Genomic DNA, 24213 nt, shown 5'->3' with positions numbered 1-24213 from the left:
CGCCCGATGCCTGTTCTGCTTATTGCCGACGATCACCCGCTGTTCCGCGACGCCCTGCGAGGGGTGATTGATCGGGTGATGCCCGGCGCCGTCATCCATGAAGCCGACCAGATCAGCGCGCTTTACGATCTGGTCGACTCCTGCCCCGATGCCGACCTGCTGCTGCTGGATCTGGACATGCCCGGGTCGTCCGGCCTGGGCCCGCTGATTCATCTGCGCGGCCAGCAGCCGCAACTGCCGATCGTCATCGTATCGGCGCATGAAGATCCGCTCTTGATACGCCGGGCGCTGGCGCATGGCGTGATGGGCTTCATCCCGAAATCTTCCGATGCCGATACCTTGGGCACGGCGCTGTTGCATGTGCTGGACGGCGGCACCTGGCAGCCCGAGACCGGCTACGGCGCCACCGGGCCAGCCCGCACAACCGCCGCGCCTTCGCCGGAAAAGTCATTGGCGGCCAGCGTGCGGGAACTGACGCCGCAGCAGTTCCGTGTGCTGCAAATGGTGGGTGCGGGCTTGTTGAACAAGCAGATCGCCCACGAGCTGCGCGTGTCTGAAGCCACCATCAAAGCGCACATGACTTCCATCATGCGCAAGCTCGGCGTCACCAACCGCACGCAGGCGGTGTTGATTGCGGGCCGGCTGGGCTTGAACACGTGGCGCTACGGCGCCAAGTTCTGATCGCGCAACTGCGCGGATAAAAACGCGCGCAGCGACGCCGGTTTGATCGGCTTGGCCAACACCCGGTAGCCGCGCAATCGCGCAGCGTGCTTCAAGGCGTCGCCGCCGTCGGTTGACAACAATGCGCCGCGCACGCCGGGCGTAGCCGCCCGCAAGACGTCCAGGCTGTTCAGCCCGTCCAGCCGATCACAGAGGTGATAGTCAACCAGCAGCACATCGGGTTCATGGCGCATCAGCGCCAGCGCGTCGTTCAAGTGGGTGGCACACAGCACGCTGGCCTGCCAGCGTTCCAGCAAGGCCTGCAAGCCGCTTAAATGATGGGGATCATTGTCCAGGCACAACACACGCAAGCCTTGCAAGGACGCCGGCGGCAAAGGCGTAAGCGGCATCGCTGCCCGGCCTGACCAGGGCGCAGGCACGCGCGGCACGCGAATCGAGAACACACTGCCGCGATGCATTTCAGACCGGACATCCAGCGCGTGCTCCAGCAGCATCGCAAAGCGCCGGCAGATGGACAGGCCCAGCCCAAAGCCCCGGCCGCCGCGGCTCAAGGGCTGCTCATAGCGGTGGAACTCGTCGTAGATCCAGCGCAGCTGATGCGCCGGAATGCCCGGCCCCGTGTCCCACACCTGCAACGCAACCTCACCACCCCTAGGTCTGGCGCACAGYAGGATGCGGCCGCTGTGGGTGTAGCGCAGCGCATTGGCCAGCAGGTTCTGCAACATGCGCCACAGCAGACGCGGATCGCTGCGTATATAAAGTGGGCCGCGTGCATGCAGGCGCAGTTGCAGGCCGGCGCGCAACGCCAGTTCGCCGTACTGGTCCGCCAGCTGGCGCAACATCGGTTGCACATCGAAGTCGCTGAGCGCCGGCTTGAGTGCCCCGGCATTCAAGCGGGAAATATCCAGCAGGCCGTCCAACAGTTCTTCGGCCGCGCGCAGTGACGTATTGATCCGCTCGGCCAGATGACGTTGCTCTTCGGGCTTGTCCTCGTCATGCAAGGCCGAGGCGAACAGGCGCGCGGCGTTGATGGGTTGCAGCACGTCATGGCTCACCGCCATCAGGAACTGGGTGCGCGAGCGTTGCGCAAGCTCGGCCTCGCGCTCGGTGCGTTTGAAATCCGTGATGTCGCTGTAGCTGGTGACATACCCGCCACGGGGCAAGGGCCGCCCATGCCACTCCACCACCCGGCCCGACCGCAGCGTGCGCTGGTGGCGGTAGGCAGACCCGGCCTGCATGAAAGCGATCCGCCTGCGAACCAGTCTTTCAATATCCAGCCCCGGCCCCGCGCCGAATTTGCCGCGCCGCGCGTTGAAGCGGATGACATCGGCCACGGGACGCCCCACCCGCAGCAGCCCCTCGGGGTAATCGAAGAAGCGCTGGTATTGCCGGTTCCATGCCACCAGCCGCATCTTTGCATCGACCACGCTGACGCCTTGCTCCAGATGTTCCAGCGCGGCCAGCACATCGGGCGCCCGGCCGCCTGCGCGCAGGCTGGGCGCCAGCCGGACAGCGGCCAGCCCCAGCGCGGCGAAGGTCAACAAGGCAAGCGCAAGCCAGCCCAGCATCATGGCGCGTGTCTCCTGCGTTCAGGGAGGGTGCCGCGGGCGGTTCGTTTTTCTGATCGTGGGCCGGCGGCGCTGCGGGCATTATGCCGTCGGCACGGCCACGCGGACGGCCTTCGCCCAATTTTCAGACTGGTCCTAAATTTGGCGCAGGAATCGTGCCCTGATTTGGGGCTTGCTGCGGCTGCTGATAGACTTGCGTCCTGCTCAGACTGCCGCGCCCGCAGTGATAAACTCTGGCCCGGAAGATTCTCTGCAATATCAAAACGTTAGTGTCGTTTTGACTGTCTCGCCGTAGTTAAATGGATATAACCGGCCCCTCCTAAGGGTCAATTGGTGGTTCGATTCCACCCGGCGAGGCCATCCCCCGGCCTCGATCCCGACGCCTGCCCCCCCAAAATTTTCCGCACGTTCAGCCAGATGAGGGTTAATCCGGGCTACGCTCACGCGCCTTGCGCCGTTAGCTTCTCATGTCGCGCCTTGTGACGAATTGAAGCGACGTCAATACGTCACCGATATTTTTTTCAGTCATCATTGCGAATCGCCTTGCGTACAACTTAATGTGCTGTTTAAATTCGACGCGTAAGCCCCTAATTCATCTGGACTTTTCCTGAACCGACGTCCCGCCGGCTTAAGAAATACTTCTTCACAGACTGACAAGCCTGCTCAAACCATGGCATTTTCCTGGAAACGTGCAATTGCGAACGCGGTAGCGCCGGCGGCGCTGGCGCTGTGCGCGCTCCTGCCCCCTGCCGCGCAAGCCGCAAAGAATTCCGACCCTTGCAAGACGAACGCCAAATCGGCGGCCTGCAAGGCGCAACAAGCCAAGAAAGCTCCCGCTCCGAAAGCCGCCTCTGGCAAGAGCTCGGCCGGCAAACAAGCCGCCCCTGCCGCCAAAAAGGCCGCCCCGCCCAAGTCTTCGTCCACCGCCAAGAAGGCGGCCCCGCCCAAGGGCGGCAAGCAAGCGGCCGGCAAGGCCACGCCCCCCAAGAAGACGGCCGCAGCCTCGGGCAAGAACGGCAAACCGAATAAACCCGCCGCCGGCCGTGGCCGCTCGGGCGCAGCCGCGTCCGCCGCGATGCCGCCGCCCGCGGCATCGGTGCGCGCCGAAGCCGCCGCGCTGCGTTCCAGCACCGCCTATGTGCAAGACCTGGAAACGTCGACCGTCCTGTTCGCCAAGAATGAAAACGTCGTGCGCCCCATCGCTTCGATCTCGAAGCTGATGACCGCGGTGGTTGTGGTCGACGCCAACCTGCCGATGGATGAAATGCTTGAAATCACCGACGACGATGTCGATGGTCTGAAGCACACCACCTCGCGGCTGCGCGTGGGCACGAAGCTGTCGCGCGGCGACATGCTGCATCTGGCGCTGATGTCGTCCGAGAACCGCGCCGCCAACGCGCTGGGCCGCCACTATCCGGGCGGCTTGCCCGCTTTTGTCGCGGCGATGAACGCCAAGGCGCAATCGCTGGGCATGACCAGCACGCGCTTCATTGAGCCGACCGGCCTGTCGAGCAACAACGTGTCGTCGCCGCATGATCTGGCCCGCCTGCTGCGCGCCGCCTCGCAGCGTCCGCTGATCCATCGCTACTCGACCGACACCGAGTACGACGTCGAGATCAACAACCGCACGCAGACCTTCCGCAACACTAACCTGCTGGTGCGCAAGCCCGACTGGGACATCAAGGTCTCCAAGACGGGCTACATCAACGAAGCCGGCGAATGCTTGGTGATGCTGGCCCGCATCAATGGCCGCGATCTGGCGATCGTGCTGCTGGACTCGCAAGGCAAGCTGTCGCGCATCGGGGATGCCGTACGCATCCGCCGCATTGTGCAAAACGAAGTCGCGCTGGCGTCGATTCAGCCGGGCGGTTGAACCCCGCTGCTTAACCCGGCTGTTACGCCCCCGGCGCTTCTCGCCACAAAAAAAGGCCCGATCTTCATCGGGCCTTTTTCATGCGCACGCGGGCGGACTCGAGGGCGGACTCGAACTACGCCGCCACGGGCCGCTTGCTGCGCAAGGGTTTGGCGTCATACATCGAGGCAGGCAGCCCTTCCAGCACGGCCTGCGCGTTTAGCGACCGGATCGGCACCGCCGCATCCGGCGGAATGCGCCCATCGGCCTGCAACAGCTGATAGCGCAGACAACATACCCGCAGGAAAGAGGTGAAGTTGGCGGCCTCGCCACGGTACTCGGTGAGTTCGTCGTATAGGCGTTCGATCAGCTGCGTGACGCGCATGCCGTCACGCCCGGCGATTTCTTCCAGCACCTGCCAGAACAACTGCTCCAGCCGCAAGCTGGTTGCCACGCCATGCAGGCGCAGCGAACGGGTTTCGGGCGCGTAGGACTGTTCGCTCGCGCGGATGAAGATTTCACACATGAGAGCTCCTGAAGCGGGGCCGGCGACGCGCTGGGGTGGCGCCGCTGGACAACGCGCTTGGATGGTCACGCTTGGATGGTCACTCTTGGATGGTCACTCTTGGATGGTCACTCTTGGACGTAGCGCTGAGCCGCGCGTCGCCGGTGGGTCACTGTACGACGTTTGCCGCGCAGCCTGCAAGACGCGGCGCGCCCTAGGCCGTTCGGGCCGAGCCCCGCCATTCTGCAACGACACGTTTCCTGACAGTCATCCATTCCGGCTCGGTTGATATAAATCATGGACTCGACAGTGCGAGCGTTCGAGCATAGTGAAACTGATCAGACTTCGGAGGCAGAGATGGAAAAGACCATGAAGGCCGCAGTTGCACGAGCATTTGGCAAACCCCTGGTAATCGAAGAAGTCGCAGTGCCCCGCCCCGGTCCGGGTGAACTGCTGGTGAAGATCGAAGCCTGCGGCGTGTGTCATACCGACTTGCACGCCGTCCAAGGCGACTGGCCCGTCAAACCCAATCCCCCCTTCATTCCCGGCCACGAAGGCGTGGGCCACGTTGTGGCGGTGGGCGCGGGCGTGACGCACGTCAAGGAAGGCGACCGCGTGGGCATCCCGTGGCTGTATTCCGCCTGCGGCCATTGCGAGCACTGCCTGGGCGGCTGGGAAACCCTGTGTGAACAGCAGCAGAACGCCGGCTATTCCGTCAACGGCGGCTTTGCCGAATACGCGCTGGCCGCCGCCGATTATGTGGGGCTGCTGCCGAAAAACGTGGGCTTCGTCGACATCGCCCCCGTGCTGTGCGCGGGCGTCACCGTCTACAAGGGCCTGAAGATGACGGACACCCGCCCGGGCAACTGGGTGGTGATTTCGGGGATAGGCGGGCTGGGCCATATGGCGGTGCAATACGCCAAGGCCATGGGCCTGAACGTAGCCGCCGTCGACATCGACGACACGAAGCTGGACCTGGCGCGGCGCCTGGGCGCGGAAGTCACCGTGAACGCGAAGACCACCGACCCCGCCGCGTACCTGAAGCGCGAAATTGGCGGTGCGCATGGGGCGCTGATTACGGCCGTGTCGCCCAAGGCGTTCGAACAGGCGATGGGCATGGTGCGGCGCGGCGGAACCGTGGCGCTCAATGGCCTGCCTCCCGGCGACTTCCCGCTGTCGATCTTCGACATGGTGTTGAACGGCGTTACCGTGCGCGGCTCCATCGTGGGGTCGCGGCTGGACTTGCAGGAATCGCTGCAATTTGCCGAGGAAGGCAAGGTGCACGCCACCGTCGCCACGGAACGCCTGGAGAACATCAACAGTGTGTTTGACCGCATGAAGCAAGGGCAGATCGAAGGCCGGATCGTGCTGGACTTTGCCTGAGCCGCCTTAGCGCGACCGCTGACATGCAAAGGCTCCCGGGGCGTGGGTGCCCCGGGAGCCTTATTCGCTTCCGCGAACGGGAGCGGCGCTGCGGATAGCGGATCAGCGCATCGCGCCGTCACGCAATCACCAGATCGTCGCGTCAGTGCGTGATCTTCGTGCCCAACACCACCAGGAACTGCGACAGCCATGCCGGGTGCGCGGGCCAGGCCGGGGCGGTCACCAGGTTGCCATCGGTATAGGCTTGGTCGATGCCGATTTCGGCATAGGTGCCGCCGGCCAAACGCACTTCGGGTGCGCAAGCCGGGTACGCCGAGCACGTGCGGCCTTTGAGTATGCCGGCGGCGGCCAGCAGTTGCGCGCCGTGGCAAACGGCCGCGATCGGCTTACCGGCCTGATCGAAATAACGCACGATATCCAGCACCTTTTCGTTCAAGCGCAGGTATTCCGGTGCACGGCCGCCCGGAATCACCAGGCCGTCGTAGGACGCGGGTTCGACGCGGGCGAAATCAAAATTCAGCGCAAAGTTGTGCCCGCGTTTTTCGCTGTAAGTCTGGTCGCCTTCAAAATCGTGAATGGCGGTGGCGATGGTGTCGCCGGCTTTCTTGTCCGGGCAGACCGCATGCACCGTATGCCCCACGGCCAGCAGCGTCTGGAACGGCACCATGGTTTCGTAGTCTTCGGCGTAATCGCCGACCAGCATCAATAGTCTCTTGCTCATGAATGTCTCCTTGGGAGGGGGGATGGCGGCGCCGGTTGCACACCCGTCAGGCCGGGCTCCGGTTCTTGATGTTCTGCGTCCATTGTGCCTGCTGCCGATTCGCCGCTGGTGGTAGTGGGATACCACGCCGGGTCACGAACGCCGCCCCAAGGCTGACCCGCTCTACTCCAGCGCCACCGACACGGGTTTTGCGCCCAGCACCGTGACAAGCGCCTGGGGATCAATCCCCACCAGATACCCGCGCCGCCCGCCGTTGATATACACGACGGGGTATTCCAGCACCTCGGCTTCGACCCAGACCGGCATTTTCTTGCGCGTGCCAAACGGCGATGTGCCGCCGACCTGATACCCGGAATGCCGCTGCGCGACTTCAGGCTTGCAGGGTTCGACTTTCTTCAGCCCTGCCTGACGCGCCAGATTCTTCGTGGAGACCTCGCGGTCGCCATGCATGACCACGATCAGCGGCTTGGCGGATTCGTCTTCCATGACCAGCGTCTTCACCACCGCATGCGGGTCCAGGCCCAGCTGGCGCGCGGCCTCGCCTGCGCCGCCGTGATCCACATAGTCATAGGTGTGTTCCGTGTAGGCCACCTTGTTCTGCTTCAGCATTTGGGTGGCGGGCGTTTCGGAGACGTGGCGGGCTTTGCTCATGGGTAGGCCGGGTGAAAAAAGGAAAAGTGTAAGACAGGGTGAACGATGACGGTTCGCGCGTCAGCCGCGCGGATGGTGGGCCGCATGCAGCGCCTTCAGGCGCTCGCGGGCGACGTGGGTGTAGATCTGGGTCGTGGAAATATCCGCGTGACCCAGCAGCATCTGCACAACCCGCAAGTCGGCGCCGTGGTTCAACAAGTGGGTCGCGAACGCATGGCGCAACACGTGCGGCGACAGCGGCGCATGGATGTCGGCCAGCAGCGCGTACTTCTTCACCAACTGCCAGAAGGCTTGGCGCGACATCGCTTCGGCGCGGCCGGTGATGAAGAGCGCATCGCTTTGGCGCCCTGCCGCCAGCTCGGGCCGGGCGGTCTTCAGGTACTGATCGATCCAGTGCGCGGCCTCGGCGCCCAGCGGCACCAGGCGGTCCTTGCCGCCCTTGCCCAGCACCACGCGCACGACACCTTCATTCAGGCTGACGTCCAGCGCGCGCACGCCCACCAGTTCAGACACGCGCAAGCCGGTGGCGTACAGCGTTTCCAGCATGGCGCGGTCGCGCAGGCCGCGTGGCTGGGTGAGGTCGGGCGCGCGCAGCAAGGCGTCCACTTGTGATTCCGACAGCGTCTTGGGCAGGCGTGGCGGCTGCTTGGCGGCGATCAAAGTCAGGCAAGGGTCGCGTTCGGCGCGGTGTTCGCGCAAGGCCCAGGCATAGAAGCGGCGCAGCGCGGCCAGCCGGCGGTTGGCGGTGGTGGCGCGCGTTTCGTCGTGGCGGAAGGCGAACCAGGCTTCGATGTCGGCTTTGCCGGCGTCGCAGAGCGTCTTGGCGGGGCCGACGGGCAACGCATGCGCCGAGGCGGCGTCGCCATAGCGGTCGGCCATTTCGCGGGCATAGGCTTCGGGGTCTTCCAGCCAGCGGGCAAAGCCGGTCAGGTCGCGGCGGTAGGCGGCCAGGGTGTTGGCTGACAGGCCGTCTTCCAGCCAGACGGCGTCGATGAAGGCGTCGATATCGCCTTGGGAAGCCAGGGGCGCTTTAAGGATGGACATATTGCGGGTTACCTCTCGCCCACGCCGGCGGCTGCCGACTTCAGCCAGGTTTCAAACAGTTTGAGCGCATCAGACCGTTCGCTGCGCTGCGGGTAGCCGAAGTAATAGCCCTGGCTGACGGTCAGCGATTGCGGCACCGGCATCGTCAACGTGCCAAGGTCTAGCGCCGGCTGCGCCAGGAAGCGCGGCATCAGGCCCACGCCCAGCCCTGCCTGCACGGCCGCCATCACCATGGTGAAGAGTTCATAGCGCGGGCCGCCCGCCGCCTGCGGGCCGTACAGATGGTTATTGGCGGCATACCACTGCCGCCACGCGTCGGGCCGCGACGCCAGATGCAGGTGCGTCATGCCGGCCAAGGCGCTCACGCCCGCGTCCGTCTGCTGCGCCACGCGCGCCGCCAGTTGCGGCGCGCATACCGGCACCAATTCGCGTTCGGGGAACAGCAGCACGCCCTGCGTGCCGGGCCACAGGCCGTCGCCATGGTAAAGCGCCCCATCAAAGGGCTGGTCCTTGAACTGGAACGGCAACGTGCGCACCGACAGGCTGACGGTGATGTCGGCGTGTTCCGCTTGAAAATCCGCCAGACGCGGAATCAGCCAGGTGGTGGCCAACGTGGGCACGACGGCAATGTGGATGCTGCGGCCCATGCCCGTCCGGCTGACCAGGCCAAAGGTGTCTTTTTCGATCTGGTCCAAATGGTGACGAATCCGCCCGGCGTATTCCGCCCCGTGGTCCGTCAGCACGATGCGGCGGCGCACGCGGGTGAACAACTGCACGCCCAGCCGCGACTCCAGGCTGGCCACCTGCCGGTAAACGGCGCTGTGCGTCAGGGACAGTTCCTCGGCCGCGCGGGAAAAACTGCCCAGCCGGGCCGATGCTTCGAACGCCTGGAGCGCGCTCAGATTGGGAATGCCGTTTCTCATGGAGCGGAATATTTGCCTGAAGTCGGCCTAGAATCGGCCTGAGACCCGTCGAAACCGGTCGCGGCGCAACAAGACACTACGTGCCGGGGGATCACTAGATTGTGCAATTTTATCAATTGCGTTGTGCACTCAAGGCACATATCCTCAAGAGTCTTATCCTCGGCTACCCACGACACCCCACCATGTCTCAGCAAGATTCCCGCCTTGGCGGTCACATTCTGGTCGACCAACTGGTCGCCCAGGGCGTCAAACACGTTTTCTGCGTTCCCGGCGAGAGCTATCTGGCGGTGCTGGACGGCCTGCACGATGCGGATATCAAGGTTACCGTCTGCCGCCAGGAAGGCGGCGCGGCAATGATGGCTGACGCCCACGGCAAACTGACCGGCGAACCCGGCATCTGCATGGTGACCCGTGGCCCGGGCGCGTCCAACGCGCTGGCCGGTGTGCACATCGCCAAGCAGGACTCCACCCCGCTGATCCTGTTCGTGGGCCAGATCGAACGCGGCATGCGCGAGCGTGAAGCCTTCCAGGAAATGGACTACCGCGCCGTGTTCGGCACGCAGGCCAAGTGGGTCACCGAGATCGACCAGGTCGAACGCATTCCCGAACTGATTTCGCGCGCTTTCCACATTGCCACGTCCGGCCGCCCCGGCCCCGTCGTGATCGCCTTGCCGGAAGACATGCTGGTGGAAGCCGCCAAGGTGGCCGACGCCCCGCGCTACGAACTGATCGACTCCGCCCCCACGGCCGGCCAGCTGGCCGACCTGGAAAAGCTGCTGGCCGACGCCAAGAACCCCGTCGCCATCCTGGGCGGCACGCGCTGGGATGCCCGCGCCGTGCAACAGTTTGCCGACTTCGCGCAGCGCCACGCGCTGCCTACGGCCGTGTCGTTCCGCCGCCAGATGCTGTTCCCCGCCGACCACCCCTGCTTCATCGGTGACGTGGGCCTGGGCATCAACCCGGCGCTGCTCAAGCGCGTGGCCGACGCCGACCTGATTCTGCTGGTGGGCGGCCGCATGTCCGAGAACCCCAGCCAGGCCTACACGCTGCTGGACATTCCGGTTCCGAAGCAAAAGCTGGTGCATGTGCATCCCGACACCGCCGAACTCGGCCGCGTCTACCGCGCTACGCTGGCCATCAACACGTCGCCGGCCGCATTTGCGGAATCGCTGGCTGGCCTGAAGGCCCCCGCCAAGCCCGTGTGGGCCGAAGGCACCCAGGCCATGCGCGAGTCGTACCTGAAATGGAGCGACCCGGAAACCATCACCACGCCGGGCGCGCTGCAATTGGGCCAGGTGATGGCCTACCTGGAAAAGTCGTTGCCGGCGGACGCCATCATGACCAACGGCGCGGGCAACTACGCCACCTGGCTGCACCGCTTCCACCGCTTCACGCGCTTTGGCACGCAGCTGGCGCCCACCTCGGGTTCCATGGGCTATGGCCTGCCGGCCGCCGTAGGCGCCAAGCGCGTCTGGCCTGACAAAACCGTTGTCTGCTTTGCGGGCGACGGCTGCTTCCTGATGCACGGCCAGGAATTCGCCACCGCCGTCCAGTACGACCTGCCCATCATCGTGGTGCTGGTCGACAACGGCATGTACGGCACCATCCGCATGCACCAGGAAAAGCACTACCCCGGCCGCGTGTCGGCAACCGAACTCAAGAACCCGGACTTCGCCGACTACGCGCGCGCCTTTGGCGGCCACGGCGAACGCGTCGAGACCACCGACCAATTCGGCCCGGCCTTCGAACGTGCGCTGGCCAGCGGCAAGCCGGCCATCCTGCACTGCTTCATCGACCCGGAAACCATCACCCCGTCGACGACCTTGGAAAAGATCCGCGACGCGGCATTGAAAGCCCAGCACTGAATCCCGATCAGGCGGTAATTTCCGGCGGCGCGCTCAGGCGCGCTGCCCGCGCAAACCCCAACTTGCCGCCCGAATTATTTTAGGTTTAAACTTTTAAAATTCCGAATACGGAAATCCATAGCGGAGACCCAGCATGTCCTCGAATCCTTCTTTTCAATGGCAAGATCCCCTGTTGCTGGACCAGCAACTGACCGAAGAAGAACGCATGGTGCGCGATGCCGCCTATGCCTATTCGCAGGACAAGCTTGCCCCCCGCGTGCTGAACGCCTTCCGCAACGAGAAGACCGATCCGGAAATCTTCTCGGAAATGGGCGAACTCGGCCTGCTCGGCGCCACCATTCCTGAAGAATACGGCGGCGCTGGCCTGAACTACGTCAGCTACGGCCTGATCGCCCGCGAAGTCGAACGCATCGACTCCGGCTACCGCTCGATGATGAGCGTGCAGTCGTCGCTGGTGATGGTGCCCATCAACGAATTCGGCAGCGAAGCGCAAAAGCAGAAGTACCTGCCCAAGCTGGCTCGCGGCGAATGGATCGGCTGCTTCGGCCTGACCGAACCCAACCACGGTTCCGACCCCGGCGGCATGGAAACCCGCGCCGTCAAGACGTCCGACGGCTACAAGATTTCCGGCAACAAGATGTGGATCACCAACTCGCCCATCGCTGATGTGTTCGTGGTGTGGGCCAAGTGCGTCGGCGGCGACTTCGACGGCAAGATTCGCGGCTTCATCCTGGACAAGGGCATGAAGGGCCTGTCGGCTCCGGCCATTCACGGCAAGGTCGGCCTGCGCGCCTCGATCACCGGCGAAATCGTCATGGACGAAGTCGAAGTGTCGGCAGACCAGATGATGCCCGGCGTGTCCGGCCTGAAGGGTCCGTTCACGTGCTTGAACTCCGCCCGCTACGGCATCGCCTGGGGTGCTGTCGGCGCCGCTGAAGCGTGCTGGCACACTGCCCGCCAGTACACGCTGGACCGCAAGCAATTTGGCCGCCCGCTGGCCGCCAACCAGCTGATCCAGAAGAAGCTGGCCGACATGCAAACCGAAATCACGCTGGCCCTGCAAGGCTGCCTGCGTTTGGGCCGCATGAAGGACGAAGGCACCGCCGCCGTCGAAATCACCTCCATCATGAAGCGCAATTCTTGCGGCAAGGCGCTGGACATCGCCCGCCTGGCGCGCGACATGCTTGGCGGCAACGGCATCTCGGATGAATTCGGCGTGGCTCGCCACCTGGTGAACCTGGAAGTGGTCAACACGTACGAAGGCACCCACGACGTGCACGCCCTGATTTTGGGCCGCGCACAAACGGGCATCCAGGCGTTCTATTGATCGCTTGCTTGGCTTGAATGGCCTGAATGGCCTGAATGGCCTGAATGAAAAAACCGCCTTCAATTTTGAAGGCGGTTTTTCTTTGGCGCTCCGCGCTTGATAGAAAATGCTTGATGCCCCGCGCTTGATACTTCGCACTTGATACTTCGCACTTGATACTTCGCGCTTGAGACCCCGCGCTGGAAACCCAATGCTTGAAACAAGCACTTTGATGCGAAGCGCCTAGTTCTCGCCCGACAGATCAAACAAGCTCGTCGCGTCCAGTTCCAGCACGCCTTCGTCGTGCTGGTTGATGACCGTCCACGCCCACGTGATGATGCCCAGGTCGGGGCGCGACGACGAGGTGCGCGCGCCTTGCACACGCGCTTCCAGACGCAGCGTGTCGCCCGGACGCACCGGCGTGCGCCAGCGCACTTCACCCAGCCCCGGGGAACCGAAAGATTCGGAGTCATGCAGCGCCGCATCCACCGCCATGCGCATGGCCAGTGCGCACGTGTGCCAGCCGCTGGCGATCAGTCCGCCCCAGCGCCCTTCTGCGGCGCGTTGCGGGTCGGTGTGAAACCACTGCGGGTCGAACTTGCGTGCAAATTCCACGATCTCGGCCTCGGTGATGGTGACCGGGCCTGCCTTGATCATCATGCCGTCTTTGAATTCGGCGAACTTCATATTTTCCCCCTGCAAACGCAAACGGCGCGCCATGGCGCGCCGTTTTTCACGTGTGTCACGCGTTGGTTTTAGGACTTAATACGTCTCGAAATGCAGCCGCCCTTCGCGACGCAGCACATCGTGCAGGATAGACCAATCCTGCCCCGATTGCATCGTCACCTCGCGCAGTGCGTCCAGCACGCCGACTTCCATTCCCTTCAGCCCGCAAACATAGATGCAGGTGTTGCGGTCCAACAGCAACTCGCGTACCTGCCCCGCGCGTTCGCGGATCAAGTCCTGCACGTAGCGCTTGGGCTGGCCGGGTTCGCGAGACAGCGCAAGATTGATGTCGATGAAGTCGCGCGGCAGCTTCATCAGCGGCCCGAAGTACGGCAGCTCGCGTTCGGTGCGGGCGCCAAAGAACAGCATCAAGCGGCCGTTGTCGCCTGTGTCGATGCGGCGGCGGTAGCGCTCGGTCATCGCGCGCATGGGCGCGGAACCTGTCCCCGTGCAGATCATGATGAGGTTCGCGCGCGGATGGTTCGGCATCAGGAAGGTATGGCCGAACGGGCCGATGACCTGCACCGTGTCGTTCTTGGCCAGATCGCACAGGTAGTTCGAACACACGCCATGCGCCGCCGCGCCGCCATGGTCTTCGGTGACGCGCTTCACCGTCAAAGACAGGTTGTTGTAGCCCGCGCGTTCGCCATCACGCGGGCTGGCCAGCGAATACTGGCGAGCGTGATGCGGCCGGCCTTGGGCATCGACACCGGGGGGCAGAATGCCGATGGACTGCCCTTCCAGCACGGGAAACGGCAGCTCGCCAAAGTCCAGCACGATGTGATGAATATCGCTTTCGGTATCGGCGCCCGTCACGCGGTAATTGCCGACGACGGTGGCCGTCATTGGCGCCTTGTGCGTGTACAGATTGACGTAGGGGTGGGCGGCGGACCAGGGTGGGACGGAGGCGCCGGGCAGGCTGAATGCGGGGGCGGCAACAGACGCCGCGCCCGTCATCACGCCAGGCGCATCGGCCGCCGCGGTGCCGACCGCCGCGGTATCGACCGCCGCGGCATCGGCCGCCGCGGTATCGACCGCCGCAGCATCGCCCCCCGCACCCACGGCCGCCGTTTCCGGCAACGCCTTTTCCTTCGGCAATTCTTCCCAGCCGAACTGATCCTGCACCGAGTACGCCTCGTTGCGCAGCATCAGCCGCCAGTTGTCGATCGACCCCGTTGGGCATGGCGGCACACAGGCCATGCAGCCATTACAGATGTCGGGGTCCACCACGTAGTTATTGGAATCGTGGGTGATCGCGTCGACCGGACAGGTTTCTTCGCACGTGTTGCAGCGGATGCAGATCTCGGGGTCGATCAGATGCTGCTTCAGCACTTCTACGGGTAAGGGGGCGTTCATCGCAGTCTTCCCAATGCGCTGGCGGGGCGGCGCACGAACGCGCGCCGCCCCTATCGCCTTAGTTGAAACGGACGTAGTCGAAATTCACCGGCTGGCGGTTGATGCCCATGACGGGCGGCGCAATCCAGTTGGCGAACTTGCCGGGTTCCGTGACACGGCCCATCAACGACGCGACAAACGCGCGGTCCTCGGGCGTCGGCAGCCACTTGTGGCTGTTGGCCTGCCATTGCGATTCGGACAGGATCTCGCCTTCAGGCGACATGCGTATGCCGGCCAGCGTGCCGATCTGGCGGTTGAACGCTTTGTGCGGCACGTGCAGGCGGAACGGGATGCCGCTTTTTTCAATGACCTTGTTCCAGCGCCCGATGCCCGCCACCGAATCACGGATGAAGTCGTCGCGCAGCACTTCGTTCAGCGCATTCAGCATCGGGACTTCAATCTCGTTCAGCTTGCCGTTGTTCACGGTCAGCACGCGATAGGTGTCGTTCTTAAGTTGATGGTCGTCGGTGCGCTTGGATTCTTCGTAGCGGCCCTTCAGGCCCGAGCCGTAGAAGATCGCCGCGTTGGACGATTGATCGGCGCCGAACAGGTCGATGGTGACGCTGTAGTGGAAGTTCAAGTAGCGCTGGATGGTGGGCAGGTCGATGACGCCGGCGGCGCGCACGCTTTCCGGGTCGTCGGTTTTCAGCTGGTTCATCACTTCGCAGGTGCGCTGGATCACGCGTGAAATGCCCGATTCGCCCACGAACATGTGGTGCGCTTCTTCGGTCAGCATGAACTTGGTCGTGCGCGCCAGCGGGTCGAAGCTGGATTCGGCCAACGCGCACAGCTGGAACTTGCCGTCGCGGTCGGTGAAGTACGTGAACATGTAGAAGGCCAGCCAGTCAGGCGTCTTCTCGTTGAACGCGCCCAGAATGCGCGGGTTGTCGGAATCGCCCGAGCTGCGTTGCAGCAGCGCATCGGCCTCTTCGCGGCCATCGCGGCCAAAGTAGCGATGCAGCAGATACACCATGGCCCACAGGTGGCGGCCTTCTTCGACGTTGATCTGGAACAGGTTGCGCAGGTCGTACTGCGACGGCGCGGTCAGGCCCAGATGGCGTTGCTGTTCAATCGATGCGGGTTCGGTGTCGCCCTGCGTGACGATGATGCGGCGCAGGTTGGCGCGATGTTCACCCGGCACGTCCTGCCAGACATCACGCCCCATGTTTTCGCCGAAGTGGATCTTGCGCTGCCCGTCTTGCGGCGCCAGGAAAATGCCCCAGCGGTAGTCGGGCATGCGCACGTGGTTGAAGTTCGCCCAGCCATCGGGTTCCACACTGACGGCGGTGCGCAGGTACACATCAAAACCGTGCGAACCGTCGGGGCCCATGTCTTGCCACCATTGCAGATAATTGGGCTGCCAATGTTCCAGCGCACGTTGCAACGTGCGGTCGCCAGACAAGTTGACGTTGTTGGGGATCTTATCGGTGTAATTGATTCCAGACATTGTCTCGCTCCTTGTTTTTTTCAGACCCGGTTCCAATCGAACGCGGCTTGCTCGCCCTTGCCGTACAGCTTCAGGGCGCCTTTGTCGCCGGCCGCATTCGGACGGTTGAAGATCCAGTTCTGCCACGCGGTCAGGCGGCCGAAGATGCGGGTTTCCATCGTTTCCTTGCCGCCAAAGCGCAGGTTGGCTTCCAGCCCGGTCAAGGCGTCGGGCGACAAGGCGCGGCGCTCTTCCAGCATCATGCGGACTTCGTCGTCCCAGTCGATGCTGTCGGGCGCGAAGGTCACCAGGCCCAGCTCCAGCGCATCGGCGGCAGACAGCGCTTGCCCGGCGCGGGCGCGCACGGCTTCAAGCGGCGCGGTCTCTTCGTAGAAGCGGCGCTGCAATCGGCTTTGGCCATTCACCAGCGGATACGCGCCGAAGTTGCGTTCGCCCACGACGATCTGCGCGCGTGCGGCGGGGGTTTCGACATCGCCGTCCACGCCAACATCAACGTCCGCCTCGTTATCCAGCATGTAGCTGCGGTCGGCCGCCAGCGCCAGTTCCAGCAAGGTGCCGACAAAGCAGGAGCCCGGTTCGATCAGCGCGAACAGGCTGCGCGACGTCACATCCAGACGCGCCAGCGTGCGGCGCAGCATGCCGGCGGTTTCGCGCACGAACCAATGGCCGGCATGCCGTTCCAGCGCAGCGTCAGCGGCCAGCACGGCGGCGGGGTCGCCTTCTGTCTTCAGCACCCACGTGCCGATGTCGAGTTCGTTAGTGCGCATGGACAGGATGGCGTCGTCCAGTTCGCGCGCCATGCGCAACGGCCACCAGTTGGCGCCCGCGGCAATAATGTCGGCCAGTTCCGATTCGACCGGGCCAATCGGTGCGCGCACGGTCCAGGTGGCTTGACGTTTATCCCGGTCGAGCTGGATGTCCACGTAGCGGTACGACAGGCTGTTGGCGCCTTCGGTGCGTTCGATGGCGGTCAGCGCAATGCCCGCTTCGTTCGCCTGGCGCGTGCTGCCTTCGGCCAGCGCCAGCGCGCGTTCGCGCACCGCCGCTTCAAAACGCGCAGGCTTGACCACGTCGTCCACCAGCCGCCAGTCCTTGGCCCGTTGGCCGCGCACGCCTTCAACCAGCGTGCAGAAGATGTCGGCGTGGTCGTGGCGCACGCGGCGCTTGTCGGTTACGCGCGTCAGGCCGCCGGTGCCGGGCAAGACGCCCAAGAGCGGCACTTCGGGCAAGGCCACGGACGACGAACGGTCGTCGATCAGCAGGATTTCGTCGCAGGCCAGCGCCAGCTCGTAGCCGCCGCCTGCGCACGCGCCGTTCAGCGCGGCGATGAACTTCAAGCCGCTATGGCGGCTGGAGTCTTCGATGCCATTGCGGGTTTCGTTGGTGAACTTGCAGAAGTTCACCTTCCAGGCGTGCGAGGACAAGCCCAGCATGAAGATATTGGCGCCCGAACAGAAGATGCGGTCCTTCATGCTGGTGACGACTACGCTGCGCACTTCCGGGTGTTCGAAGCGGATGCGTTGCAGGGCGTCGTGCAATTCGATGTCTACGCCCAAGTCGTACGAGTTCAGCTTGAGCTTGTAGCCGGGGCGCAGGCCGCCGTCTTCGGCCACGTCCATGGCCAGCGTGGCGACCGGGCCGTCGAACGTCAGGCGCCAATGGCGGTACTGGTCGGGCTGGGTGCGGAAATCAACCCGGCTGTTGGCCCCATTGGCGTTGGCCCCATGGGTGTTGACCCCATTGTTGGTGCTGCTCATCTTGTGTCTCCTCGTACGCCCTGCCTGGACAGGAAAAATACTGCATCACATGAATTATTGTGCAGATTAGTTCAGGCAAAAACGCACGTCAAGCGAGACATGCATAAAAGTGCAGCTTTACAGAGGCAGACCGCAGGCCTTGCGAACCTGGGTGCGCAGGCCGGCAAAGCTCTCCTGCACTTCCAGATTGCTGGTCACCCAGGTGAGATCCGCCTTGGCGTAGAAGGCTTCGCGCCCGGCCAGGATGCGTTTCAAGTCGGCCATGGCCTCGTTGTTGCCCGACATGGGGCGGAAATCGCCCTGCGCCATAACGCGGCCCATGTGCTCTTCGGGCGTGGCGCGCAGCCATACCGTGTAGCAGTGCGCCAGCAACAGGTTCAGCGTCGCGGGTTCGGACACCAGCCCGCCCGGGGTCGCCAGCACCATTTCCGGATAGATCTGCACGGCCTCTTCCAGCGCGCGGCGTTCATAGCGGCGGTAGGCGTTGGGACCATACAGGTTGTGGATTTCCAGGATGCTGCACCCGGCCACGCGTTCGATCTCGCGGTTGAGCTCCACGAACGGGTAGCCCAGATCATCGGCCAGCATCTGGCCCAACGTGGATTTGCCCGCGCCGCGCAGCCCGATCAGCGCCACACGCTGCGTGCGGTTGGGGCGTTGCGCGCCCGCCCCCACGCCGAACAGCTGGGTCAGGGCCTCGCGGGCGCGTTGCAAGTCGGATTCCGTGCGGCCACTGAGCAGCTCGCGGATCAGCAGCCAATCGGGCGATTCGGTGGTGACGTCGCCCACCAGCTCAGCCAGCGCGCAGTTGAACGCACGGGCAATCTGCAACAGCACCAGGATGGACGCGTTGCCCACCCCATGTTCCAGATTGGCCAGATGCCGTTCCGACACGCCCGTGACCTGGGACAGGCCCTTGCGCGTCATGCCGCGTATGGCTCGCAGGCGGCGCACGCGCTCGCCCAATGCCACCAGGAAAGCTTCCCGCCTGGGTTCGGATGGCGCCGCATCTAGCGCTTGATTCATGTTTTGGCTGACTCCGCAAATACCCTGATACGCCTTGTTTTATGCACTATAGTGCTTGACCCAAACCATTGGAAGCACTATTTTTCCTTCCAAGCAGTCCAAAGCCGTCACGGTGCAAAAAAGCAGCATTCAAATTCATGCCGCATCCAAAGCGCCGACAGTGTAAAGGAGGAGTCCCGGTGAGCACGCCAGATCAATTCCATGCCCTGATGCGCGAGGCCACGCGTCTGGTGTCCGGCCAGCCGTTCGATAGCGGCCTTCAGGCCCGCTTGAACCGCGAAGCCGGCCCCGGCAGCCCCCTGTACCAGAACATCTTCGCCGCCTGTAAGCAGGGCGTGGCCGATGGCTGGATGTGCAATCGCGAAGGCGGCGGCATCCGCTACGGCCGCGTCATCAAACCCGCCGACGATCTGGCCGGCTGCTCGGTGGACGTCGTCGACATGAACGACCTGGCCGGCCCCCACCACGCCCACCCCAACGGCGAGATCGATCTGATCATGCCGCTGACCGGCGACGCCCGCTTTGACGGCCACGGCGCCGGCTGGCTCGTCTACGGCCCCGGCAGCGCCCACAGCCCCACGGTCACGCAAGGCCGCGCGCTGGTGCTGTACCTGCTGCCCGGCGGCGCTATCGAATTCACGCGGCCCAGCAGCTAGCCCCGCGCCTTACGGCCAGGCGACAAAAAAAACACAGGCATGGCCCGCCCCCACCAGGACATCAGGAGACAACCGTGAACACCTGCCCCGCCGAACTGAACTTCGCCAGTTATCTGGCCGCGCTGAACGCGCCGCGCGCCGCCAAGCCGGCTTATATCGACGACACGCGTCAGCTGAGCTATGGCGAACTGGCCGAGCGGGTGGCCCGCATGGCGGGCGCGCTGCGCCAATTGGGGCTGCGGCGCGAAGAACGCATCCTGCTGCTGATGCAAGACACGGTGGATTGGCCCATCGTGTTTCTGGGTGCGTTGCATGCGGGCGTGGTGCCGGTCGCCGTGAACACCTTGCTGACGGCCGACGACTACGCCTACATCGTGTCGCACAGCCGCGTACGCGCCGCGTTCGTCTCGGGTGCGTTGCTGCCCGTCTTGCAGACCGCGCTGGCGCAAGCGCCCGGCGATATCGAGCACGTCGTGGTGGCTCAGCCCCTCGCTTCTCAGGCCGTTGCTTCTCAGGCCGTCGCATCACAGCCCGTCACTTCACAGCCCGTCACTTCACAGCCAGTCGCTTCACAGTCCTCCTCCGCCCTGCCCGTCCGCACCCACGAATTCGATGCCCTGCTGGCCGCCGCCCCCCTTGCCCCTGCCGTGCGCACGCTGGCCGATGAAATTGCGTTCTGGCTGTATTCATCGGGCTCCACCGGCAAGCCCAAGGGCGTCGTCCACACGCACGGCAACCTGTGGCACACGGCCGAACTCTACGCCAAGCCCGTGCTGGGCATCCGCGAAGACGACGTGGTGTTCTCCGCGGCAAAGCTGTTCTTCGCCTACGGCCTGGGCAATGGGCTGACCTTTCCGCTGTCGGTGGGCGCCACCGTCATCCTGATGGGCGAACGGCCCACGCCGCAGGCCGTGTTCCAGCGTCTGATCCGGCACCGCCCCACCGTGTTCTATGGCGTGCCCACGCTGTACGCCAGCATGCTGGCCTCGCCAGATCTGCCGCCACGCGATCAAGTGGCGATGCGCGTGTGCACCTCGGCGGGCGAAGCGTTGCCGCGCGATATCGGCGAACGCTTCACGCGGCATTTCGGCTGTGAAATCCTGGACGGCATCGGTTCCACCGAGATGCTGCACATCTTTATTTCTAACCAAACCGGCCAGTTGCGCTACGGCACCACCGGCAAGCCCGTGCCCGGCTACGAAGTGCAGCTGCGCGATGACAACGGCGCACCCGTCGCGGCCGGCGCCATCGGCGATCTCTACATCAAGGGCCCCAGCGCCGCGCTCATGTACTGGAACAACCGCGACAAAACCCGCCAGTGTTTTCTGGGCGACTGGTTAAAGAGCGGCGACAAATACACCTGTGACGCCGACGGCTACTACACCTATGCGGGCCGCAGCGACGACATGATCAAAGTCAGCGGGCAGTACGTGTCGCCAGTGGAAGTTGAGAACATTCTGGTGCAGCACGAAGCCGTACTGGAAGCCGCCGTGATCGGCGTGCCGGACCACGACGGCCTGGTGAAGACGAAGGCCTACGTCGTGCTGCGCCCGGGCTTCGAGCCCGATGCGAATACCGGCGCGGCGCTGCAAAGCTATGTGAAGCAGCATCTGGCGCCGTTCAAGTATCCGCGCCAGATCAACTTCACCGAAGAACTGCCCAAGACCGCCACCGGCAAGATCCAACGCTTCCGCTTGCGTCAACTGGAAGAGTCGACGCTATGAATTCCGCGGCAGACACGTCCGATGTGATGACGCGCACAGACATGGCCGACGTGATGACGCGCACAGACATGGCCGATGTCGTCATCGGCGGCCAGGCGCGCCGCCTGGAATGCCAGTGGATTGCGCCCGATCGCGCGCAAGCGCCGTTGCTGGTCTTCCTGCATGAAGGGCTGGGCTCGGTTGCCATGTGGAAGGACTTTCCCGCGCACGTGTGCGAGGCCGCTGGCTGCCGGGGGCTGGTCGTGTCGCGCTATGGCTACGGGCAGTCCACACCGCGCCCGCCGCAGGAAAAATGGACGGTGGACTTCATGCACGGCGACGCGCGCGACGGGCTGCCCGCGCTGTTCACCGCACTGGGCATCGACGCGCGGCAAGACAAGCCCGTGCTGTTCGGCCATAGCGACGGCGGATCGATTGCGCTGCTGTACGCGGCCATGCACCCGGATGCCGTGGCCGGCATCGTCGTGGCGGCCCCGCACATCTTTGTTGAAGCGCAGATGGTAGCGAACATCGAGCTTGCGCGGCAGGCCTATCTGAACACTGACCTGCGCAGCCGCCTGGCCCGCTATCACGCCGACGTGGATTCCGCCTTCTGGGGCTGGAACGACATCTGGCTGAACCCTGACTTCCGCCACTGGAACATCGAAGATTATCTGCCCCGCATCGTCTGCCCCGTGCTGGCGATTCAGGGCGTGGACGACGAGTACGGAACGCTTGCGCAGATACGCGGCATACACCGCCATGCGCCGCAAACCGCACTGCTGGAAATTCCCGGCTGCCGCCATTCGCCGCACCGGGACCAGCCCGCCATTGTTATCCAGGCCGTTGCCGATTTCATCGGCGCGTTGGACAAACCCGGCTGAGCCAGGGCCTATCCGCCCAGACCAGCCCATAACAAGCACGGAGACAAACCATGAACCACGCCCTGACCCGGGCTGCGATTGCCGCAGCCCTGACGCTCGCCGCCAGCGGCGCGCAGGCCGCAGACAAAATCAAAGTCGGCTTCATGCTGCCCTATAGCGGCACCTTCGCCGCGCTTGGCACCGCCATTGAAAACGGCTTCAAGCTGTACGTGGCCGAACAAGGCGGCAAGCTGGGCGGGCGCGAAATCGAATACTTCAAGGTGGATGACGAATCCAACCCCGCCAAGGCCGCCGAAAACGCCAACCGCCTGATCAAGCGCGATCAGGTCGACGTGCTGATCGGCACGGTGCATTCGGGCGTGGCGATGGCGCTGGCCAAGGCCGCGAAAGACAGCGACACCACGCTCATCGTCACCAACGCGGGCGCCAACGCCATCACCGGCCCGTTGTGCGGCCCCGGCATCTTCCGCACGTCGTTCACCAACTGGCAGCCCGCCTACGCCATGGGCCCCGTCGCCTACGCCAAGGGCCACAAGACCGCCGTCACCATCACCTGGAAATACGCGGCGGGCGACGAGGCCATTGGCGGCTTCAAGGAAGGCTTCGAAAAGGCAGGCGGCAAAGTCGTGAAGGAACTGAGCCTGCCGTTTCCGAACGTGGAATTCCAGTCGCTGCTGACCGAAATCGCCGCCACCAAACCCGACATGGTGTTCACCTTCTTTGCCGGCGGCGGCGCAGTGAAGTTCGTGCAGGACTATCACGCGGCGGGCCTGGACAAGACCATTCCGCTGTACGGCTCGGGCTTCCTGACCGACGGCACCTTGCAGGCCCAGGGCGCGTCCGCGCAAGGCTTGTTGACCACGCTGCATTACGCCGACGGCCTGAACACCCCGCGCGACAACGCCTTCCGCGCCGACTACGCCAAGAACTACAACGTGCAGCCTGACGTGTACGCCGTGCAAGGCTATGACGCGGCCCAGCTGATGCAGTCGGGCCTGACCGCCGTGAAGGGTGACTTCGCCAAGAAGGCCGACTTCCGCAGCGCCATGCGCGGCGCCACGGTAGACAGCCCGCGCGGCCCCTTCACGTTGTCGGCGGCGGGCAACCCGGTGCAGGACATTTACCTGCGCCGCGTCGACGGCCTGGAAAACAAGGTGGTGGAAGTTGCCGTGAAGAAGCTGGCCGACCCGGCCCGCGGCTGCAAGCTCTGACACGACGTCCGCCACGGGAGGCCCCATGGACATCAGCATCCTGCTTATTCAAAGCCTGAACGCATTCCAGTACGGCTTGCTGCTGTTCCTGGTGGCCAGCGGCCTCACGCTGATCTTCGGCATCATGGGCATCATCAACCTGGCCCATGGCAGCTTCTACATGATCGGCGCCTACATGGCGTTTGCGCTGGGGCCGGTGGTTGACCGCTGGCTGGGCGGCGGCTTCATCGCCACGCTGGCCGTGTGCGTCGCGCTGGCGGCGGTGCTGGGCTACTTTCTTGAAGCCGCTTTCTTCAGCTATCTGTATCACCGCAACCACTTGCAGCAAGTGCTGATGACGTACGGGCTGATCCTGGTGTTTGAAGAGCTGCGCAGCATCCTCGTCGGCAACGACGTGCACGGCGTGCCGCTGCCGGCGTGGCTGCAAGGCAGCATTTCGCTGGGCGGGGTGATGACGTATCCGGTGTATCGGTTGTTCATCTCGGCCGTGGGCATCGCGGTGGCCTTGCTGCTGTATTGGGTCATCACGCGCACGCGGCTGGGCATGATGCTGCGCGCGGGCGCCAGCAATCGCGAAATGACCGGGTCGCTCGGTATCGACGTCAACAAGCTGTACCGGCTGGTGTTCGCGGCCGGCGTGGCGCTGGCCGCGCTGGCGGGCACCATCGCCGCACCCGTGTCGTCCGTTTACCCGGGCATGGGCAACGGCGTGCTGATCATCTGTTTCGTGGTGGTGGTGATAGGCGGCATCGGCTCGATTCGCGGCGCGTTCCTGGCCGCGATGCTGGTGGGCGTTGTGGAAACCTTCGGACAGGTGCTGTTCCCGTCCGCGGCAGGCGTGCTGGTGTACCTGCTGATGGCCTTCATTCTTCTTTGCAAGCCCGAAGGGCTGTTCAAACAGGGCTAGCC

General features: G+C 64.2%; 21 protein-coding genes and 1 tRNA gene. 11 read left to right on the top strand and 11 right to left on the bottom strand.

The genetic code is table 11. The annotated features are described in order from the left end of the window. Positions 1 to 6 precede the first annotated feature (6 nt). A complete protein-coding gene (locus tag AC1DSJ_RS21550) occupies positions 7 to 681 on the top strand; it encodes a response regulator transcription factor (protein ID WP_054422472.1) in 675 nt (224 codons plus the stop codon). Here AC1DSJ_RS21550 and AC1DSJ_RS21545 read toward each other — a convergent pair. Further along, positions 663 to 2252 (bottom strand): hybrid sensor histidine kinase/response regulator, encoded by a 1590-nt coding sequence (locus AC1DSJ_RS21545; protein WP_346550956.1) that lies wholly within the window; start codon positions 2250 to 2252, stop codon positions 663 to 665. The two genes, AC1DSJ_RS21550 and AC1DSJ_RS21545, sit on opposite strands and share 19 nt — an antisense overlap. Positions 2253 to 2534: 282 nt before the next feature. Between AC1DSJ_RS21545 and AC1DSJ_RS21540 the strand changes: the two genes are divergently transcribed. Both AC1DSJ_RS21540 and pbpG read left to right on the top strand, forming a co-directional pair. Then, positions 2535 to 2609 (top strand) — tRNA-Arg (locus AC1DSJ_RS21540). A gap of 310 nt (positions 2610 to 2919) precedes the next feature. Continuing rightward, complete coding sequence (gene pbpG / locus AC1DSJ_RS21535) at positions 2920 to 4122, top strand: D-alanyl-D-alanine endopeptidase (protein ID WP_054422474.1); 1203 nt, start codon at positions 2920 to 2922, stop codon at positions 4120 to 4122. A 115-nt stretch (positions 4123 to 4237) separates the two neighbouring features. On the opposite strand, the gene AC1DSJ_RS21530 is transcribed toward pbpG, so the two are convergent. Then, entirely contained in the window at positions 4238 to 4627 is a 390-nt protein-coding gene (locus AC1DSJ_RS21530; protein ID WP_054422475.1) for a ribbon-helix-helix domain-containing protein, read from the bottom strand. A 336-nt stretch (positions 4628 to 4963) separates the two neighbouring features. Between AC1DSJ_RS21530 and adhP the strand changes: the two genes are divergently transcribed. Next, positions 4964 to 5989: an alcohol dehydrogenase AdhP gene (adhP, locus tag AC1DSJ_RS21525; protein ID WP_054422476.1), complete on the top strand. Its 1026-nt coding sequence runs from the start codon at positions 4964 to 4966 to the stop codon at positions 5987 to 5989. Between the two features lie 142 nt (positions 5990 to 6131). Here adhP and AC1DSJ_RS21520 read toward each other — a convergent pair whose 3' ends face one another. The 4 genes from AC1DSJ_RS21520 to AC1DSJ_RS21505 form a co-directional block, all read right to left on the bottom strand. Beyond that, positions 6132 to 6710 (bottom strand): DJ-1/PfpI family protein, encoded by a 579-nt coding sequence (locus AC1DSJ_RS21520; protein WP_054422477.1) that lies wholly within the window; start codon positions 6708 to 6710, stop codon positions 6132 to 6134. Positions 6711 to 6872: 162 nt separating this feature from the next. Continuing rightward, complete coding sequence (gene ybaK / locus AC1DSJ_RS21515) at positions 6873 to 7361, bottom strand: Cys-tRNA(Pro) deacylase (RefSeq protein WP_054422478.1); 489 nt, start codon at positions 7359 to 7361, stop codon at positions 6873 to 6875. A 60-nt stretch (positions 7362 to 7421) separates the two neighbouring features. Continuing rightward, positions 7422 to 8405: a site-specific tyrosine recombinase XerD gene (gene xerD, locus AC1DSJ_RS21510; protein WP_346550960.1), complete on the bottom strand. Its 984-nt coding sequence runs from the start codon at positions 8403 to 8405 to the stop codon at positions 7422 to 7424. 8 nt (positions 8406 to 8413) lie between these two features. Next, on the bottom strand, positions 8414 to 9328 hold the full coding sequence (locus AC1DSJ_RS21505) for a LysR substrate-binding domain-containing protein (RefSeq protein WP_054422480.1): 915 nt from the start codon (positions 9326 to 9328) through the stop codon (positions 8414 to 8416). Positions 9329 to 9510: 182 nt separating this feature from the next. Here AC1DSJ_RS21505 and AC1DSJ_RS21500 point away from each other — a divergent pair, with 182 nt between their 5' ends. Beyond that, entirely contained in the window at positions 9511 to 11193 is a 1683-nt protein-coding gene (locus AC1DSJ_RS21500) for a thiamine pyrophosphate-binding protein (RefSeq protein WP_441372112.1), read from the top strand. A 133-nt stretch (positions 11194 to 11326) separates the two neighbouring features. Then, on the top strand, positions 11327 to 12520 hold the full coding sequence (locus tag AC1DSJ_RS21495) for an acyl-CoA dehydrogenase (protein WP_054422482.1): 1194 nt from the start codon (positions 11327 to 11329) through the stop codon (positions 12518 to 12520). A 222-nt stretch (positions 12521 to 12742) separates the two neighbouring features. Here AC1DSJ_RS21495 and AC1DSJ_RS21490 read toward each other — a convergent pair whose 3' ends face one another. From AC1DSJ_RS21490 to AC1DSJ_RS21470, 5 genes are all read right to left on the bottom strand, one after another. Further along, positions 12743 to 13186 (bottom strand): MaoC family dehydratase, encoded by a 444-nt coding sequence (locus tag AC1DSJ_RS21490; protein WP_054423280.1) that lies wholly within the window; start codon positions 13184 to 13186, stop codon positions 12743 to 12745. 75 nt (positions 13187 to 13261) lie between these two features. Then, positions 13262 to 14581, bottom strand: a complete 1320-nt coding sequence (gene boxA / locus AC1DSJ_RS21485; protein WP_441372111.1) for a benzoyl-CoA 2,3-epoxidase subunit BoxA — start codon at positions 14579 to 14581, stop codon at positions 13262 to 13264. A gap of 58 nt (positions 14582 to 14639) precedes the next feature. Beyond that, a complete protein-coding gene (gene boxB / locus AC1DSJ_RS21480) occupies positions 14640 to 16067 on the bottom strand; it encodes a benzoyl-CoA 2,3-epoxidase subunit BoxB (RefSeq protein ID WP_175171454.1) in 1428 nt (475 codons plus the stop codon). 20 nt (positions 16068 to 16087) lie between these two features. Further along, the gene (gene boxC, locus AC1DSJ_RS21475) at positions 16088 to 17824 is read right to left on the bottom strand and encodes a 2,3-epoxybenzoyl-CoA dihydrolase (RefSeq protein ID WP_441372110.1); all 1737 of its coding nucleotides are present in this window, start codon (positions 17822 to 17824) and stop codon (positions 16088 to 16090) included. 117 nt (positions 17825 to 17941) lie between these two features. Continuing rightward, positions 17942 to 18850, bottom strand: a complete 909-nt coding sequence (locus AC1DSJ_RS21470; protein WP_013395643.1) for a helix-turn-helix transcriptional regulator — start codon at positions 18848 to 18850, stop codon at positions 17942 to 17944. Between the two features lie 179 nt (positions 18851 to 19029). Here AC1DSJ_RS21470 and AC1DSJ_RS21465 point away from each other — a divergent pair, with 179 nt between their 5' ends. The 5 genes from AC1DSJ_RS21465 (at position 19030) to AC1DSJ_RS21445 (ending at position 24211) form a co-directional block, all read left to right on the top strand. Continuing rightward, positions 19030 to 19506 carry a DUF4863 family protein gene (locus tag AC1DSJ_RS21465; protein ID WP_054422486.1) on the top strand — a complete coding sequence of 159 codons (477 nt, stop codon included), beginning with the start codon at positions 19030 to 19032 and terminating at the stop codon, positions 19504 to 19506. 74 nt (positions 19507 to 19580) lie between these two features. Continuing rightward, positions 19581 to 21230 (top strand): benzoate-CoA ligase family protein, encoded by a 1650-nt coding sequence (locus AC1DSJ_RS21460; protein ID WP_441372109.1) that lies wholly within the window; start codon positions 19581 to 19583, stop codon positions 21228 to 21230. A 26-nt stretch (positions 21231 to 21256) separates the two neighbouring features. Further along, positions 21257 to 22093 carry an alpha/beta fold hydrolase gene (locus AC1DSJ_RS21455; RefSeq protein WP_441372148.1) on the top strand — a complete coding sequence of 279 codons (837 nt, stop codon included), beginning with the start codon at positions 21257 to 21259 and terminating at the stop codon, positions 22091 to 22093. A gap of 50 nt (positions 22094 to 22143) precedes the next feature. Next, entirely contained in the window at positions 22144 to 23304 is a 1161-nt protein-coding gene (locus AC1DSJ_RS21450; RefSeq protein WP_391566120.1) for an ABC transporter substrate-binding protein, read from the top strand. Positions 23305 to 23329: 25 nt separating this feature from the next. Next, a complete protein-coding gene (locus AC1DSJ_RS21445) occupies positions 23330 to 24211 on the top strand; it encodes a branched-chain amino acid ABC transporter permease (protein ID WP_346550972.1) in 882 nt (293 codons plus the stop codon). The last annotated feature ends 2 nt before the right edge of the window (positions 24212 to 24213 follow it).

The sequence above is a fragment of the Achromobacter sp. 01N37 genome (assembly GCF_056399725.1).
The sequence above is the reverse complement of the archived record's forward strand: the minus strand, read 5'-3'. Positions and strand labels throughout refer to the sequence as shown.